The sequence below is a fragment of the Sporosarcina saromensis genome (assembly GCF_033253735.1).
GTDB classification, from domain to species: Bacteria; Bacillota; Bacilli; order Bacillales_A; family Planococcaceae; genus Sporosarcina; species Sporosarcina saromensis.
The window spans coordinates 64387-79456 of the sequence record NZ_JAUBDI010000013.1 but is presented as its reverse complement, the minus strand read 5'-3'; the positions used below and the strand labels follow the sequence as shown (position 1 = coordinate 79456).

Sequence of the window (15070 nt, the reverse complement as noted above, 5' to 3'; positions counted from 1 at the left end):
GGAGGAAAATAAAAAACTAGCTTCGGTGTGTAGATACCAAGAAGCTAGTCCAAAACTAAATTCCTTCAAAATCACTGAGGGCTTTTGTTGTTACAGAGGTTCAATTGTAGAAAACTTCCCACCATAGTATCCTAACGGTGCTCCATCTTCATATTCAAACCTCTTCACTTTCCCGACAAATAAAACATGATCGCCCCCATCGTATTCCGCCCACGGTTCGCATTCGATATATGCAAGTGAGTCTTTGATACGGGTATCATCCCATTCAAATGGCGGTACATCTAAAGGGCGACCCGCAAAATGCATCGCCGTGTCTTGCTGGGATGCTCTGAGAATGTTGATCGTGAAGGAATTGTTTTGTAGATATGGCAATGCCCGCGTCCGCCGATCTACAGAAACAAGCACTAACGGCGGTTGCAGCGACACCGATGTGAATGAATTCACCGTGAATCCATGCTTCCCCTTTTCATGTTCACACGTCACAACCGTCACACCTGTCGCAAATCTCCCAAAACAATTACGCAGCTCCCGCACATCCGGCGTTACTTCACTCATCGGATCCTCTCCATTCAAGTAGGTTCTGGACAACTCTTCCTTACCTTATGCGTTGAAACTAGGTGACTATGCTGATGTGGGAAGTGTTTATTATGCTGGGGCATTCTACTATTAGGTCGGCCAATTCGGTTATCACCGCTCATTGGCTATTTATCACCGCTCGTGGGGAGTTTATCACCGCTTAAACTGCTTTTATCACCATCTAACCAGTTATTTACAGATACTTACCTCTAAATAGAGCAGATTCGGCGGAATACAACCAGCCAATCGAGGTGGAAATGTGTTATCACCGATTCTAGGCTGGTTATCACCGATTCGGAGGAGTTTATCACCGATTCTAAGCACTTTATCACCGATTCGAAGGGGTTTATCACCGATTCGAGCGACTTTATCACCGTCTCGCCAAGTTCACTCAGCGAATGAAATGAATTTGCAGTGGACCATAGATAATACTATAGAGAGGGCGGCTTCTTTAAACTATTCGATCGAGTTATCACGGAGAAGCATGCTACTAGTTGGCCGTGAATGTGATTTATCACCGCTCATTGGCTAGTTATCACCGCTTGTAAACACTTTATCACCGCTTAAACTACTTTTATCACCACTCAACCAGTTATTTACAGATATTCACCACTAAATCGAACAGATTCGACGGAATACAACCAGCCAATCGAGGTAGGATTGCGTTACCACCGATTCTAGACGGTTTACCACCGTTTCGGAGCACTTTACCACCGATTCCAGGCAGTTTACCACCGTTTCGACCTACTTTACCACCGATTCAAGCGACTTTACCACCGTCTCGCCAAGTTAACTCATATTTGAAATATATATTAATTCTATAGGCCTCATACTAAGAATAACTCTCCATCACTTTTCTAGTCTTTTCTTTCAAGTAATAAAACGCATTCGCCACTGCTTCTTCAACAGAAATACCATCATCCATAATTCCATGCACTTCTTTAAAAAACGGGTACAGTGTTTCACGGCTTTCTTCATCCACCGCACCGGAGATTAGAATGACCGGCTTCCCTTTCCGTTGTGCCGCTTTTGCAATTCCGAAAGGCGTTTTGCCCGATAAGGTCTGCCTATCTGTTTTTCCTTCGCCCGTAATAACTAGATCAGCGTCCTCTACAGCTTCATGAAAAGCGATTGCATCCAACACGACGTCAATGCCTTGCTTCATCTCACCGTTGAAAAATGCTTGGAATACGCCTCCAGCTCCCCCGGCAGCTCCAGCCCCTTCTTTGCAATGAAGCGCAATGCCTCGCTCGCTTTTAATCACATCTGCAAAAAGAGACAAATTTCGATCAAGTTCTTCCACAACTGAAGAAGTTGCTCCTTTTTGCGGCCCGAACACGTAAGAGGCACCATTCTGACCAACAAAAGGATTTTTAACGTCACTCGCAATTAAAAACGCACTATCTCTAATCCGACCATCCCAATCTGTATCATCAATAGAATATAAATCCTTGAGTGCGCCTCCCCCTTTCGATAAGTCACGACCCTGTTCATCCAATAAACGCATACCTAATGCTTGAAGAATTCCCGATCCTCCATCATTTGTCGCACTTCCTCCAAGGCCGATAATGAATTTCCGGTACCCACTTTCAATCGCATGTGCAATCAATTCCCCCGTTCCATATGAAGAAGCTCTTAATGGATCCTTTTCATCATCAACCAACCGCGTAAGTCCCGAAGCTTCGGCGATCTCAATCACACATGTTTCTTTATCCCCAAGAATCCCATAAGTCGCTACAATCGGTCTCCCGAGTGGATCTTCAACGGTTACAGATGTGTATGTACCATTCGTCGCGTCAACTAAGCTCCTCATCGTCCCTTCTCCGCCATCTGCAGCAGGCAAAAGTATTGTATGGCTCGTCGGTATAGCTTCTTGCACACCACGCGCCATTGCTCGAGCGGCTTCGATTGCCGTTAGACTTCCTTTGAATGAATCAGGTGCCAAAATCACCTTCATCCCTAGCACCTCCTACTTGCACTTCAATGTGAATAAAGCGCTTGCATTTAATTATATGTTCTGAAATTAAAAATACATTATACTTGGTGTATAAGTTACATTTGATTTTCAGCAAGAATTTTATACAAGGGGTTGTGAATTTGATTACAAAAAAGCTTGCGGAGGAAATCGTCCAGCAAACAATGGTTCGTTTGAATCGGAACTTGAATGTGATGGATACGAATGGCATGATCTTGGCATCGGGGGAAGCGGAGCGCATTGACCGTATTCATGAAGGTGCAGCATATGTCGCAAAAACGAAGGTACCACTATGGATCACAGACGACAACATGAAAGATTGGCATGGCACGAAGCCTGGCGTTAACATGCCCGTTTATTACAAAGAGCAACTAGTTGGTGTCATTGGCATTACAGGAACGCACGATGAATTAAAGGATGTTGCAACACTTGTTCAATTAACAACAGAAATGATGATTCATCAGTCTTTCATTACATCGGAAGTGGAATGGAAGCGGAAAATGAAAGAGCTGATCTTTGAAGAATTAATCGAAGTCGGTCCGCTATCAACAATCGTTGTCGATCGATTATCCGCATTGAATTTTAAGATGACCGGCCCCTATCTAACAATCTTGGTCCAAACAAAGGACCTCCAACAATTTCCGCTACGATTGACAGAAAGTATAGAGGAATTATTTGAAAGAAATACTGCCTTACTAGGTCACTCACAATTTAATCAATTATTTATCGTACTGTCCGATGTAAAATCAAGCGTTTTAGAACGTAAAATCATGAAGATCCATCAGTTATTGCATACAGATCATTCCGTCGAAATCGGTGTCGGCCTATACGTAGAAGATTTACAAGATATTAAGCACTCCTATGAAACAGCTAAACTTGCACTGACTTATGGCAATGCCCATGAATCAATCCATTATTACGATGCTATTGAACTAATCGCCTTACTAAAAACCGTATCTGCACCGATGAAGGAACGATTAAGCAAGCGCGTCTTGGCGAGGTTAAACGACCAATTAATTGATACACTAGAAGCATTTTTCGAAAATGACATGGTTATCGGATCAACTGCTGATGCGCTCGCCATCCATCGGCACACATTGACATACAGATTAAGGAAAGTCAAAGAGCTGACAACTCTTGACCCGGTCCGATTTCAAGACGCTCTACTTTTTTATATCGCACTTATTGTGAGGCAAGAATAATGGTTGCATAGTAGATTTGATAAACATTAACTGTTTTATCGGCAACATCTAAACATGTTCATCGCCTATCCATTGCCGTTGTTCCACCAACTTAGGAGGATTCACTGTTTGGCTACCAAAAAGAAAAGAGCAATGCACCCTATTACAAAAGGTACATTGCTTTTCATATGATCAACTATTTGGAACTGTATTCAAGAAAAGTGTTGTCATTAATTAAAGTATCCCGTCATCCATCGGAATGCGAAAAGGGCTGCGACAACAATGGTAGAGCGGCCGAAACTTTTAGAAGATATTTGTTCCTCTTTCCTACCCTTTGCAACCACGTGACCAATGGCCAATATAAGCACCGGTACCCCCGTAATTAAAATAATCGGTTTATATATAGATTCTAATAGAGGGGAAGTGACCTCTCTGTGATCGAAATAAAAGATTAAAACCGTCGTAGCTATTGAGATGGTAGCTAGTATACCTATGAGCCATTTTGCAGTTGTGTAATTCAATATAGATACCCTCATTCTCAAGAAAATATAGATGGATTGGGCTTATTGTAAAACTTCTTTAATTAAAATATCCCGTCAACCAACGGAATGCGAAAAGTGCAGCGATTACGACGGCAGAACGTCCGAGGGTTTTGTTCGATATTTTATCTTCCTTTTTCCCCTGCGCAATCAGGAGTCCAATGATCAAAAGAAGCGCCGGTAGCCATGTAAGAAAGACAAGTGGTACAAATACATCGACGAAAAGGGAAGGCAAAATCCCCTTTTCATCCATGAAAAAGTAGGTTGCAATAATCAATAAACCGATTGTAAATAATATTCCTATGAGCCATTTTGCAGTTGAGTAATTCATTATATATACCTCTTATTCTTAAGAAAAGGTAGTTGTATCAGGCTTATTTAAATAATATTTGAGTTCTTTAATCGAAATATCCCGTCAACCATCGGAATACGAATAGAGCACCAATAACAATGGCAGAACGTCCGAGGGTTTTGTTCGAAATTTTATCTTCCTTCTTTCCCCGCGCAAGAAGGAGTCCTATGATCAAAAGAAGCACGGGAAACAATGAGATGAAAACAATCGGTTTAAATAAAGTCTCAAAAAGCGGAGGTACGCTCCCGTTTTGATCCAATATATACAACAAAGCAATTGTTCCAAAACCAATTGTAGATAATATGCCTATCAGCCATTTTGCGGTGGAGTTGTTCATTTTTGATACCGCTCATACTCATATATCCAGAAATGATGGATTTGTTTTACTGTGAATGATTCTACCACTTTTCGATTTTAGTCAATCCTTTATACCCTCTCTAGCCTGAACGTCGGAATCATTTACTTTATCGGTAATAGATTAAGATTCCTGGCCAGAATTCCTATTTTTAGCTGCCCCTAAAACATTCACGCCCTTTCGGAATTACCCGGCATAAATTTCAAAATCTATCTCATAAACGTTACGATTGCCCTGAAAGCAAATAAACAAATTAGAATGACAAACGCATTTAGGAAGTTGTGTCTAGTGATTTGTTCTTCTTTTTTAGATGAAGCCATAATGCTTGCCAGTAATAAAAATGCTGCAGGGAACAGCGTAACCATCATAAGTGGCTTGATGATTAGAGCTAAAAATGGAATCATCATGTCTTTTTCATCTAAATAAAAATAAGTTGTTATTGAAACAGCTGCAACAACAGCTAAAATAATGGTCAATCCTCTTGCTGTTGAAAACTTCATCTAATTCTCACCTACACAATCTTTTAAAGTAAACCGAGGAATGTTGGGCATCTACAATGGAAGATTTCCCTGCTGAAAAAATGCCCGCTAATGATATAGTGAACGGCATTATTGAAAGTTCCCTCTGTTGGCCTTGGATTTCCTTCATCTTTTCGCCAGCACCTCAAGCAATAGTATCTTCTGTTAAGACGCTAGTTTTCCAGGTTAATTTATAATACTCGTTTGTATGTATATGATTATCATTGTGCTTTTTCGTTGTCAAAGAAATGTATAAGTATATTTCCTATCATGCAGGAGAATAGGCATTAGGTATAAAGCCTACATAATGCAACTTGCTATTTTTCCACTACTCAAACTTTTATATAAAGCTCTTAATTTGATATAGATATAAGAATTTATTCTCAGAAAATGTAACAGCAATACACACAATTAAGGTCTTTTGATTTATTTTAAACAAATTAACGTAAATATCTTGAACTAAAACTGTTAGATATCTAATTGTGTACATGCTATTTGATTAGTATATAAATCCAATCCATACAAAATTCTTCATAAAAAAATCCCCCATCGACAACTAACGAGTCGATGCGGGGAGAGCTAATTCATCCATTCCATTATCACGAGAAATACACCTGTCAGAAACAGTGCGACATGACCAATACAAATCTTAGGGAAGAGTCTTTTATTGATCTCTTCTTCCATTGCATCGGCAGTTTCCACAGAACAAGATTTGCAAAAGAGTGAGGGCTTTTTCAAATTTTTACCCTCGTAGAGCATCTTGCACGGCTGCAGGATCAAAGCCCAAAATCCATTTTCCGTTTAGTTCAGTTTGTGGAACACCCATTTGTCCTGTCGTTTCCACAAGTTGTTGGGCAGCCTGTTGGTCAAGCTGCACGTTCACTTCACGATACGGAATGTTTTGTTCCTCTAAATAATCCTTCATCATTGTGCAATATGGGCATGTTGATGTAGTGTAAACTGTAGCTGTAGTTGTCATTTTCACCACTCCTTTGTGTTTAGGTTCTATCTGTATTTTATACCCCCTATGGTATAAAAGCAAGTATATTGTTTATGGAGGGTTTTACACATGAAAGTTGTTCCAATTGGTATATGGGGCGGTTATCCGAAAGCAAACGGTGCCACTTCATCGTTTTTAGTTAAGCATGATGGGTTTCATTGTCTTGTGGACTGCGGGAGCGGCGTTCTAGCATCGTTGCAAAATCATATTGCGTTGGAAGCATTGGATGCTGTTGTCATCAGTCATTATCACGCAGATCATATTGCGGATATCGGCAGTTTGCAGTATAGTCGCCTCATTAATTTTTACCTTGGCCAACCTTCTCCGGTGTTGCCGATTTACGGTCACGATAAGGATCTTGAGCATTTTGAAAAGCTTTCTTATAAGGAACGAACGGTTGGAGTTGCTATTCAAGAAACAGATATTGTGCAAATCGGACCATTTGAAGTGTCATTTTGTGAGACAACTCATCCAGTCTATTGCTTAGCAATGAAGTTCCAAGTAGATGGACGATCCGTTACGTTCACGGCAGATACTGAATGGCGGGACGAGTTAGTAGCGTTTGCGAAAGGAACAGATTTATTAGTAAGCGAAGCGAATTTGTACGAGGAGCATCTCGGGAAAGCACCTGGACATATGGCTGGCAGTGAAGCGGGGAAACTTGCCCAATTGGCTGACGTGAAACAGTTAGTGTTGACACATTTGCCATTACACGGTGATGCGAGAGACATTTTACAGGCTGCAAAAGCAGTGTTTGAGGGACCAGCTGAACTTGCCGAAGTCGATAAAACTTACGAATTATATGCATAAGGACATTCTTCCCGCCACATTAAAACAAGCGGACAGTATGGCAGCTGTCCGCTCGTTTGCATCATAGTCAGTATGGCGTCTGCCCATGTCTGTAATAAAGTGTTTTTATGTTTAAGTTGTTACTTTGTATTAATCTTCATCTTTTTCAAATGAAAGAATTGCCCCTGTGTATGCATCGATTTCCAATTCATACTCGATGTCTCCATCTTCCATTTCAATTTCATATACATTGTCGTCTAATTCAAAATCTGTTACTACACCAGTTGCTTTTTGTTTAGCAATAGCAAGCACTTGGTCCTTTGTGAGCTTCGTCTTTTTTGCAACGGGTTGACTTTGTTCAGCTTTCACCTCTTGCTTTACAGGTGTAGTTTGAACGACTTGTAACGAGTGATTTGTTGCGTTTTGTTTAGTAGCTTCAACTTTAGGAACCGTGTCATTTTTCGCTGTACGGTAACGATCCTTTTCGAAGTTGAGCACTTCTCCAGTCGCTGCATCTAGGTCAATTTCGTACTCAAACTCATCATCTTTCATCTCAATTTCATAGACTTTACGATTGTCGTCCGAATCGAGCTCGATTTTCTCAACAGTACCGTTCGCCTTCTTTTTTGCAATGGCAATCGCTTCTTCTTTCGTCAACAATTTCTCGGATTGAACGTACTCGTCGTCATCGAGCGCCTCTTTGTCGAACTTGATGACTTCACTTGTAATTGCATTTACTTTCACTTCGTATTCAAAGTTGTCATCTTCCAATTCAATATCATAATAGTAGCGATTATCGTCTTTATCTAACTCGATGTCCTTTACAACAGCATTTACCATACCTTTTGCTATGGCTACTGCTTGCTCTTCCGTAATCATCTTGTCAGTCCATTTTGTATCTGTAGACTTTTCAACAACGACTACTTCTCGTGACAACGCATCTACATGTAATTCATATTCGACGCCTTTCGCAACTGCGTCCACTTCGTACACATAGCGAGCACCTTCTTGTTCCAGTTCAATCTCTGTAACAATTCCACCTACTTTTTTCTCAGCTAGCTCTTTCGCTTCCTTCAGTGAAATCAATTGATCCTTTGAAGCCACGCTTACAGGTACAGAATCACTTGTCATCGCAACCCCACCGATGGCGATTACCCCAGCCATCGCCGGAATCAACGTCCATTTGTTCATGCAAGTTCTCCTCCTTTTCCTTGTTACCTTTATCATACCCAGCGAAGATGAGAGGAGGTTGAGAGGATTATTAGAAGTTGATGAGAATCATACTAGTAACTGCTCCTTCATTGTTGTAGGCGTTTTTGTAAAATGAAAGATCCAGTTTTAAAAAGAAAAATCGCGTGCAACCAAGTGTCAAGAACCTTGGTTGCACGCGACTTCACCTTCTACCGCATTCATACAAATACCACATATGCGGATCCATTATTCATCCCACGAAACCGTCATTACTGCTCCTGTAATAGCATGTATTTGATAGGTTACTTCATCTAAATCATCATCCGTATCAATGTCAATCTGCACTAAATAATAGCCGCCATTTTCCGTTTCTTTGTAATCGACGTCATCGACTTCACCGACCATGCCGGCAGGTAATTGAGTCATACCAATGTTGGCGGCTTGCTGCTCTGAGATTAACACTGGCTTTTTTGGAGGTGTAGTCGGTTTGTTTGACGGTTTTGATTCAGTTGTCGTTTTACCTGTATTAGTTTTCGAAGACGTTGTGTCATTCGTATCAGATTTGTTTTTATCAGATGTTACAGGCGGTTTCTCTGTCACCTGTTCTTTTTCAGGTAACGGGTCTTCAGTCTTTTCTGACATACCCCCTGTAACCGCGTCTTTTTCTTTATCATCCTGCTCTGCTTTAGCAACATCTGTATTTACGGACTCTTTCGTTTGAATAAGGGAAAGCACTTTACCCGTTTCCGCGTCCACTTCAACTGCATATTCTGCGCTTCCCTTAATGACATTTGCCGTGTAAACGGAACCTTGTAATTGTATATCTTCAATCTCGCCTTGATAAATCAGCGTCAACTGTTTTTGAATTTCATTTTCTGATAACGTATTCGCTTTTGTCAGCTTTCCAGCTGTATAAAGCTGTCCACCAACGATAATGACAACCGTTAAAATAATCGGTATGAACCAAGGTTTTTTCCATATTCTCATGCAAAAAGCCTCCTTTTTATCATCTTACCGAAGGAACATTAAAATTCACTGAGAATCCTCTCTCTTATTTGGAATGAACACACGTATACACGTCCCCATACCCACTACACTTTCTATGGACAAATTCGCTCCTAAACCGTCGGCAATCTCTTTCGCTATGGAAAGGCCTAATCCTGTTCCACCTGTTTTACGGCTCCTATCCGAATCGACCCGATAAAAACGATCGAACAAATGCGGTATATCTTCTTTAGGTATTCCTTTTCCATAATCCTTCACAGTCACTTCTACACCGTTCGACTGGTCATTGATAGATGCAACAATTTCCCCATCGCTATATTTCCTTGCATTATCAAGCAATATGAACAACAGCTGTTTCACATACTTTCCATCTGTCTCCACGTAATATTGTTCATCCGCCTCAATTTGAATGTCTCTTCCATACGCTTGTCGCAGCGGTTTAACAACATCTTCTACCAATTGGTTCACATTCGTATCCACAAATTCAAATGCCTGCGCTTCATTACTTTTCGCTAAGTCAAGCATTTGTGTGATCATTTCTTTCATACGTCCCGTTTCTGAAAGAATGGCAGCTAATGCCTCGTCCACTACTTCGCGGTTTTCAAGCCCGCGTCTTATTAACAGGCTTGCATAGCTTTCGATCACCGTCAAAGGTGTTTTCAGTTCATGCGAAGCATTGGATACGAACTGTTCTTGCTTGTTATAGTTCTGTTCCAATTCTTCCATCATTTCATTGTACGTCCGTTCCATCTGCGCCAGTTCATCTTTTCCGTCCACGTTCTCATTAATCTTTTCAAACTTGCCCGATTGCCGATTACTTGTCATCGTCTGGATAAGTTTTTCAATCGGCTGAGTCACAATTTTTCCTAACGTCATACTCGATAACACGATTAAAATCATGGCAAACGCAGTAACGCCAATTAATACGAACTTTAGCACGCGCAGATTTTGTTCAACATCCGTTAACAACTGTGTAATTTCTAGTGTCACCACTTCACCCGTCGGCCAGATTATGGGCATCGTGATGGATAATGCTTCAATTCCTTTAAAATCTCGAATGACAAAAGGATCATCAGCATTCGTACGGTCACCAATCTTTCCAAGCCCCTCTACTGATTGAACAATGGTTATTGCTTTATTTGCACTGTCCGTTATCGTTACCGCACTATTAGCCGGGATGGTAGCCCGTATAACGATTACCGCATCCTCTTCTGTTGCCGTTTGACTTAACGCCGTGGTTAAATTATTCGACCGACTTAACAATTGGTGGTATTCCGTGTTATGTGACATTCTTTCAAACAGAAAATAAATAAGAACATTCGCCAACACCAGGATAATAAACATCAACAACGTCGAGAAGACATGGATTTTATTTTTCAGCTTCATGGATTGGTTCCTTTAATGCATAGCCGACGCCTCGCACCGTTTGAATGAGCGAAGGACCGTCTTGCATGTCTATTTTCTTGCGGACATACCGTATGTATACATCGACAACATTTGTATCACCAAAATAATCATAGCCCCAAACTGCATCTAATAATTGTTCACGCGAAAGAACCTGATTTGGATGACGCAGGAGATGAAGCAAGAGATCGTATTCCCTTGGCGTCAGCTCAATCAATTCGCCGTTCCGCTTCACTTCGCGTGATTGTTCATGTATAGACAAGCCCGCAAACTCATGGAAAAATTCATCTTTTACAACCGCTTTTTTCTGTGATGAACGAATTGCAGATCGGATTCGTGCAAGTAACTCATCAATTTCAAAAGGCTTTGTTACATAATCATTTGCCCCTAAGTCAAGACCCGTCACTTTATCTTTTACATCACTTTTTGCGGTCAATAAAATAACAGGCGTCTCTCCTTCCGTCGCCCGAATCCTTTTTAACACATCCAGTCCGTTCAACCCCGGTAACATTAAATCCAAAAGCACAAGGTCCCATCCCTGTTCCCGAAATTTAATAAGACCATCCGACCCAGTATGAGCAGTGCCGACTGCATACCCTTCAAACTCCAGCTCCAATTGAAGAACACGTGCAATACTTTCTTCGTCCTCGATCACTAATATTTGCTCTTTCAAGTCGATCACCTGCTACTTTTTTATTTTTTTATTCTATCAGAAAATTTAGGGTGGAGAAAATAAATAAGGTAATGGAGGTAGAGGAGTCTTGTCGCGTCTGGTATTCATTCACAAAAAAACCGCGGAAAGCCCAATGACCTCACGCGGTAAGATAGTTTTATAGATTCCTCACAAAAACACGATTGCTGCCAAGATGACCGCCAGAATTATACGGTAAATGGCAAACGGTACGAGTTTAATTTTTGAAATTAATTTCAAGAAGAAACGAATTGAAATGAGCGAGAAGATAAACGCACTAAGGAATCCAACAATGTAAAACGAAATGTGATCCATCGACATGTATTCCCAGTTTTTCATTACCGAAACTAGACTTGCTCCCATCATAATCGGTACAGCCATGATGAACGTGAAGTCGGCAGCCGTTCTATGGTTCATGCCGAATAATACACCGCCTGAAATCGTAGCGCCTGACCGAGAAAAACCTGGCCATAATGATAGACATTGGACAAGCCCAACAGTAAATGCTTGACGATACGAAATCTGATCCAACGACTGCACTCTCGGTTTTTTCGGCCCAAATTTGTCTGCTATTATCATAAGTATTGCACCGGCAACAAGTGCGACAATAACTGTTTCAACACGAAACAAATAATCGTCAATCAAATCTTTAAATGCAAAACCAAGAATGACCGCCGGTAACATCCCAACGATAACATGCAGCAAGTTAAATCGCTTGTTCATCTTCTGACCGTCGATTTTATACAGTCCGACTAAACTGAACAGTCGTTTCCAAAACACAACGACGACCGCTAAAATCGATCCTAACTGAATAACGATTTTAAAGGTGATCGCAGGGTAATTGCCAAGAAACTCTTCCGTCTTCAGCCACATATCATCTACAATAATGAGGTGACCTGTCGAAGAAACCGGTGCAAATTCCGTCATACCTTCTACAAAACCAAGTAATAACGCCTTTAATAATTCAAATAACTCCATAAGTCCACTAAGCCCTCTTTCTACGGCAGCGGATGTACCCGATACAAACCGCAAAGCCGCTAATTGCTAACACGATATAAACGATTGACGAATAGATATCCATATACCGGAGTATCGATTCCCAATTTTCACCGACCGTAAACCCTATTGTAACAAGAATCGCATTCCAAATGAAGCTACCAATCGCTGTCAGGAGAATAAATAATGGAAAATTCATATGCGCCATACCTGCTGGAACTGAAATTAGACTGCGCACAAGTGGAATGAGTCGGCAAAAAAAGACCGTCCATGGGCCGTATTTTTCGAACCATCCTTCCGCCCTTCTCAAGTCTTTTTTGGAAATGCGCAACCAGCGCCCTTTTCTTTCAATTAACCGCTCAAGTCGCTCAACATCCACAACTAGTCCAATACTGTATAACACCATCGCACCCACTACAGAGCCAATCGTCGCTGCAACAATAACACCCATTCGCGTCATTGTTGAAACTGTCGTGACAAAGCCCCCGAACGTCAAGATCACTTCAGATGGAATTGGGGGAAATACATTTTCAAGCAAAAGTAAAAAACAGACGCCAAAATAGCCATGCTCGCTAATAAACTCAATTATCCATTTCTCCATAAAACGCTCCCTTTGGTTTATGGATCAGTACATACAAGGCCCCTACAACAGGACGTTCCAATTGCGTGGATGGTTTCCGATAATCCATGATGGATTGTACGTGGACAAAGAGCAAAATATGCTTCAGCATTTATGTGCATAAGTCGGGCAAGATCGACTTATGCACGTTTTTTTGTGGATAACAAAGTGGATATGTTTATAATTTCAGAAAATGCGCTGTTTTTGGGCATATTTTATCCACATGTTGATAAATTCGCGGGAGATGAAGTCCGGGTTGTTCGTTTATTAAATTGTGAATAACTAACCGGCTTTACAGAAGAAAATACGAAATTCCATGCGTTTTCTTATGAAAAGGATGTTCTTCGTTCTGGGGACAAAATAGAGGATGCAATTGAAGATCACAGCGGCTATCGACAGATGTGAAATTCATGTAGTAAAAATAAAACTGCGTGAACCCAAAGTTTGTGCAACTTGGATTTACGCAGTTTTTCCGGAGGTATGCCCCAGAGCTGTTTTCGCTTCTTCTATGTTCTAACAACCAATAAGTCATTAGAAGCCAATCGTTCTTCTCGCAGATCGGTCGTGGCGGATTGTGAATTTGACGGTTTCCTCTTCATCGACCGGAACGTGTATTGGCAGTAAAATTTTGTCTCTCTTTTTCTCCCAGTCGTGTGTCGATTCATCGACCGTCCAAAGATGTCCTGGCACTTGCTGGCGAATAATGGCTTCAACCGGAACACCTTTCGTATTGCAAATTGAGTATTCATATTCGGTATACTCATAGCCACCTTCTTTGTACTTCCCTGATTTTTTACTCGTCACTTTAATATCGCAAGCTTCGCCGGACTTTAAGCGCACTTTTTCATCGACTTCAGTATGCTTAATGCGATATTCTCCAATAAATTCTGCACTGCCATCTTTCGGATTTGTTCTGTACATTTTAAAAATACCAGCCGGTAACGGAAAACCTAATCCGTTCTCCACTGTATTATCAAACTCAATGTAAATATCCGGATTGGCCGTTTGTTCATTTATCTCATAAATGATTTGCGCCTTTGAATTCATTGATGACAGCAGGCGCAGTTGCTTGCGTTGCTTGTCCTCCAAATTAATCGGCCGAGGAAATGTGTACGTGTGGAAATCCGAAAAGGCATCTGTTGCAGCTTCTTTCTTCTGCGACAATTCTTTGCTTTTCTCCACATTTTCATTCCCGGCTTTACTCAGCTTTCCTGAAATCAACCGCAATGTCGCATCCTCGTAATTCACACCCGAGTAATTTTTCATCGTCAGCCAACCGGATAAATCGAAGCGGTCTCCATGCATCGAAATGACATAATCGGCTTTCCACGATACGCCATCCGTTAAATAAGACACACATACTTCATCCTTCATTTGCTGACCCACTTGCCAAACAAGCGTTGGCTCTACATGAAAACCACTTTCTGTCTGAGGAAATCGGATTTCTCCCCTCGGATTCATGACAAGTTCTCCCGTCTCAACATCTTGCAATACAACTGGACCATTCGCACGCAATAGTTTATAACGCTTTCCTTCTTTCGAAAGTGCATCTTTCATCAACACTTCTTGCCCTAAATATTTCTCATAAAGCTTCAACTCATCCATTAAATCATACTCATAGACGAACTCCGAAACGTCCATTCCTTCGATAATGACCGAATTCGGCTCCAGCTTTCTCGCAACTTCGAGAAACTCGACCCACTCACTTCCATCGAGCTCCGGTACTGAACGCGTATCTTTCACCAACGCAAATCCGTCATTGTATACCGTCAGTGAACAGGCTGTAGCTTGTGTCTTCGTAATTCGTGTCGGCATGTTAAACCTCCTCATCGTTTACCGGCTATCACTAAACTTTCCATTTTACATCCGTATATACGCT

The 15070-nt window shown here is 41.2% G+C and carries 15 protein-coding genes; 3 read left to right on the top strand and 12 right to left on the bottom strand.

What is annotated here, in order from left to right; translation table 11 throughout:
• Positions 1 to 90: 90 nt before the first annotated feature.
• Positions 91 to 555 (bottom strand): flavin reductase family protein, encoded by a 465-nt coding sequence (locus QT711_RS13390; RefSeq protein WP_317945020.1) that lies wholly within the window; start codon positions 553 to 555, stop codon positions 91 to 93.
• A gap of 280 nt (positions 556 to 835) precedes the next feature.
• Here QT711_RS13390 and QT711_RS13385 point away from each other — a divergent pair, with 280 nt between their 5' ends.
• Entirely contained in the window at positions 836 to 1108 is a 273-nt protein-coding gene (locus QT711_RS13385) for a hypothetical protein (RefSeq protein WP_317945018.1), read from the top strand.
• Positions 1109 to 1408: 300 nt separating this feature from the next.
• Here the strand turns inward: QT711_RS13385 and QT711_RS13380 are convergent, their stop codons facing one another.
• Positions 1409 to 2533 (bottom strand): glycerate kinase, encoded by a 1125-nt coding sequence (locus QT711_RS13380; RefSeq protein ID WP_317945017.1) that lies wholly within the window; start codon positions 2531 to 2533, stop codon positions 1409 to 1411.
• Positions 2534 to 2673: 140 nt separating this feature from the next.
• On the opposite strand from QT711_RS13380, the gene QT711_RS13375 reads away from it, so the two are divergent.
• Positions 2674 to 3753 (top strand): CdaR family transcriptional regulator, encoded by a 1080-nt coding sequence (locus QT711_RS13375; protein WP_317945016.1) that lies wholly within the window; start codon positions 2674 to 2676, stop codon positions 3751 to 3753.
• A 558-nt stretch (positions 3754 to 4311) separates the two neighbouring features.
• Here QT711_RS13375 and QT711_RS13370 read toward each other — a convergent pair.
• From QT711_RS13370 to QT711_RS13360, 3 genes are all read right to left on the bottom strand, one after another.
• Positions 4312 to 4602 (bottom strand): hypothetical protein, encoded by a 291-nt coding sequence (locus QT711_RS13370; RefSeq protein WP_317945014.1) that lies wholly within the window; start codon positions 4600 to 4602, stop codon positions 4312 to 4314.
• Between the two features lie 585 nt (positions 4603 to 5187).
• Entirely contained in the window at positions 5188 to 5478 is a 291-nt protein-coding gene (locus tag QT711_RS13365) for a hypothetical protein (RefSeq protein ID WP_317945012.1), read from the bottom strand.
• A 760-nt stretch (positions 5479 to 6238) separates the two neighbouring features.
• Positions 6239 to 6475 carry a glutaredoxin family protein gene (locus tag QT711_RS13360; protein ID WP_317945010.1) on the bottom strand — a complete coding sequence of 79 codons (237 nt, stop codon included), beginning with the start codon at positions 6473 to 6475 and terminating at the stop codon, positions 6239 to 6241.
• Positions 6476 to 6565: 90 nt separating this feature from the next.
• Between QT711_RS13360 and QT711_RS13355 the strand changes: the two genes are divergently transcribed.
• The gene (locus tag QT711_RS13355) at positions 6566 to 7306 is read left to right on the top strand and encodes an MBL fold metallo-hydrolase (protein WP_317945008.1); all 741 of its coding nucleotides are present in this window, start codon (positions 6566 to 6568) and stop codon (positions 7304 to 7306) included.
• 129 nt (positions 7307 to 7435) lie between these two features.
• Here the strand turns inward: QT711_RS13355 and QT711_RS13350 are convergent, their stop codons facing one another.
• From QT711_RS13350 to QT711_RS13320, 7 genes are all read right to left on the bottom strand, one after another.
• Positions 7436 to 8476, bottom strand: a complete 1041-nt coding sequence (locus QT711_RS13350) for a PepSY domain-containing protein (protein ID WP_317945006.1) — start codon at positions 8474 to 8476, stop codon at positions 7436 to 7438.
• Between the two features lie 246 nt (positions 8477 to 8722).
• Positions 8723 to 9463: a PepSY domain-containing protein gene (locus QT711_RS13345; protein WP_317945004.1), complete on the bottom strand. Its 741-nt coding sequence runs from the start codon at positions 9461 to 9463 to the stop codon at positions 8723 to 8725.
• A gap of 45 nt (positions 9464 to 9508) precedes the next feature.
• Positions 9509 to 10771: a sensor histidine kinase gene (locus QT711_RS13340; protein WP_317945002.1), complete on the bottom strand. Its 1263-nt coding sequence runs from the start codon at positions 10769 to 10771 to the stop codon at positions 9509 to 9511.
• A 79-nt stretch (positions 10772 to 10850) separates the two neighbouring features.
• Positions 10851 to 11558 (bottom strand): response regulator transcription factor, encoded by a 708-nt coding sequence (locus QT711_RS13335; protein WP_317945000.1) that lies wholly within the window; start codon positions 11556 to 11558, stop codon positions 10851 to 10853.
• Between the two features lie 168 nt (positions 11559 to 11726).
• Positions 11727 to 12554 (bottom strand): undecaprenyl-diphosphate phosphatase, encoded by an 828-nt coding sequence (locus QT711_RS13330; RefSeq protein WP_317944998.1) that lies wholly within the window; start codon positions 12552 to 12554, stop codon positions 11727 to 11729.
• Between the two features lie 7 nt (positions 12555 to 12561).
• On the bottom strand, positions 12562 to 13173 hold the full coding sequence (locus tag QT711_RS13325) for a DedA family protein (protein ID WP_317944997.1): 612 nt from the start codon (positions 13171 to 13173) through the stop codon (positions 12562 to 12564).
• Between the two features lie 549 nt (positions 13174 to 13722).
• Positions 13723 to 15006, bottom strand: coding sequence for a DUF4139 domain-containing protein (locus QT711_RS13320; protein WP_317944996.1), 1284 nt, complete (start codon positions 15004 to 15006; stop codon positions 13723 to 13725).
• Positions 15007 to 15070: the final 64 nt, after the last annotated feature.

What these genes read in the sequence shown, in the direction of transcription:
- QT711_RS13390 (WP_317945020.1), bottom strand. Translation starts at nt 555, where the DNA reads ATGAGTGAAGTAACGCCGGATGTGCGGGAGCTGCGTAATTGTTTTGGG.
- QT711_RS13380 (WP_317945017.1), bottom strand. Translation starts at nt 2,533, where the DNA reads ATGAAGGTGATTTTGGCACCTGATTCATTCAAAGGAAGTCTAACGGCA.
- QT711_RS13370 (WP_317945014.1), bottom strand. Translation starts at nt 4,602, where the DNA reads ATGAATTACTCAACTGCAAAATGGCTCATAGGAATATTATTTACAATC.
- QT711_RS13365 (WP_317945012.1), bottom strand. Translation starts at nt 5,478, where the DNA reads ATGAAGTTTTCAACAGCAAGAGGATTGACCATTATTTTAGCTGTTGTT.
- QT711_RS13360 (WP_317945010.1), bottom strand. Translation starts at nt 6,475, where the DNA reads ATGACAACTACAGCTACAGTTTACACTACATCAACATGCCCATATTGC.
- QT711_RS13355 (WP_317945008.1), top strand. Translation starts at nt 6,566, where the DNA reads ATGAAAGTTGTTCCAATTGGTATATGGGGCGGTTATCCGAAAGCAAAC.
- QT711_RS13350 (WP_317945006.1), bottom strand. Translation starts at nt 8,476, where the DNA reads ATGAACAAATGGACGTTGATTCCGGCGATGGCTGGGGTAATCGCCATC.
- QT711_RS13345 (WP_317945004.1), bottom strand. Translation starts at nt 9,463, where the DNA reads ATGAGAATATGGAAAAAACCTTGGTTCATACCGATTATTTTAACGGTT.
- QT711_RS13340 (WP_317945002.1), bottom strand. Translation starts at nt 10,771, where the DNA reads ATGTCACATAACACGGAATACCACCAATTGTTAAGTCGGTCGAATAAT.
- QT711_RS13330 (WP_317944998.1), bottom strand. Translation starts at nt 12,554, where the DNA reads ATGGAGTTATTTGAATTATTAAAGGCGTTATTACTTGGTTTTGTAGAA.
- QT711_RS13325 (WP_317944997.1), bottom strand. Translation starts at nt 13,173, where the DNA reads ATGGAGAAATGGATAATTGAGTTTATTAGCGAGCATGGCTATTTTGGC.
- QT711_RS13320 (WP_317944996.1), bottom strand. Translation starts at nt 15,006, where the DNA reads ATGCCGACACGAATTACGAAGACACAAGCTACAGCCTGTTCACTGACG.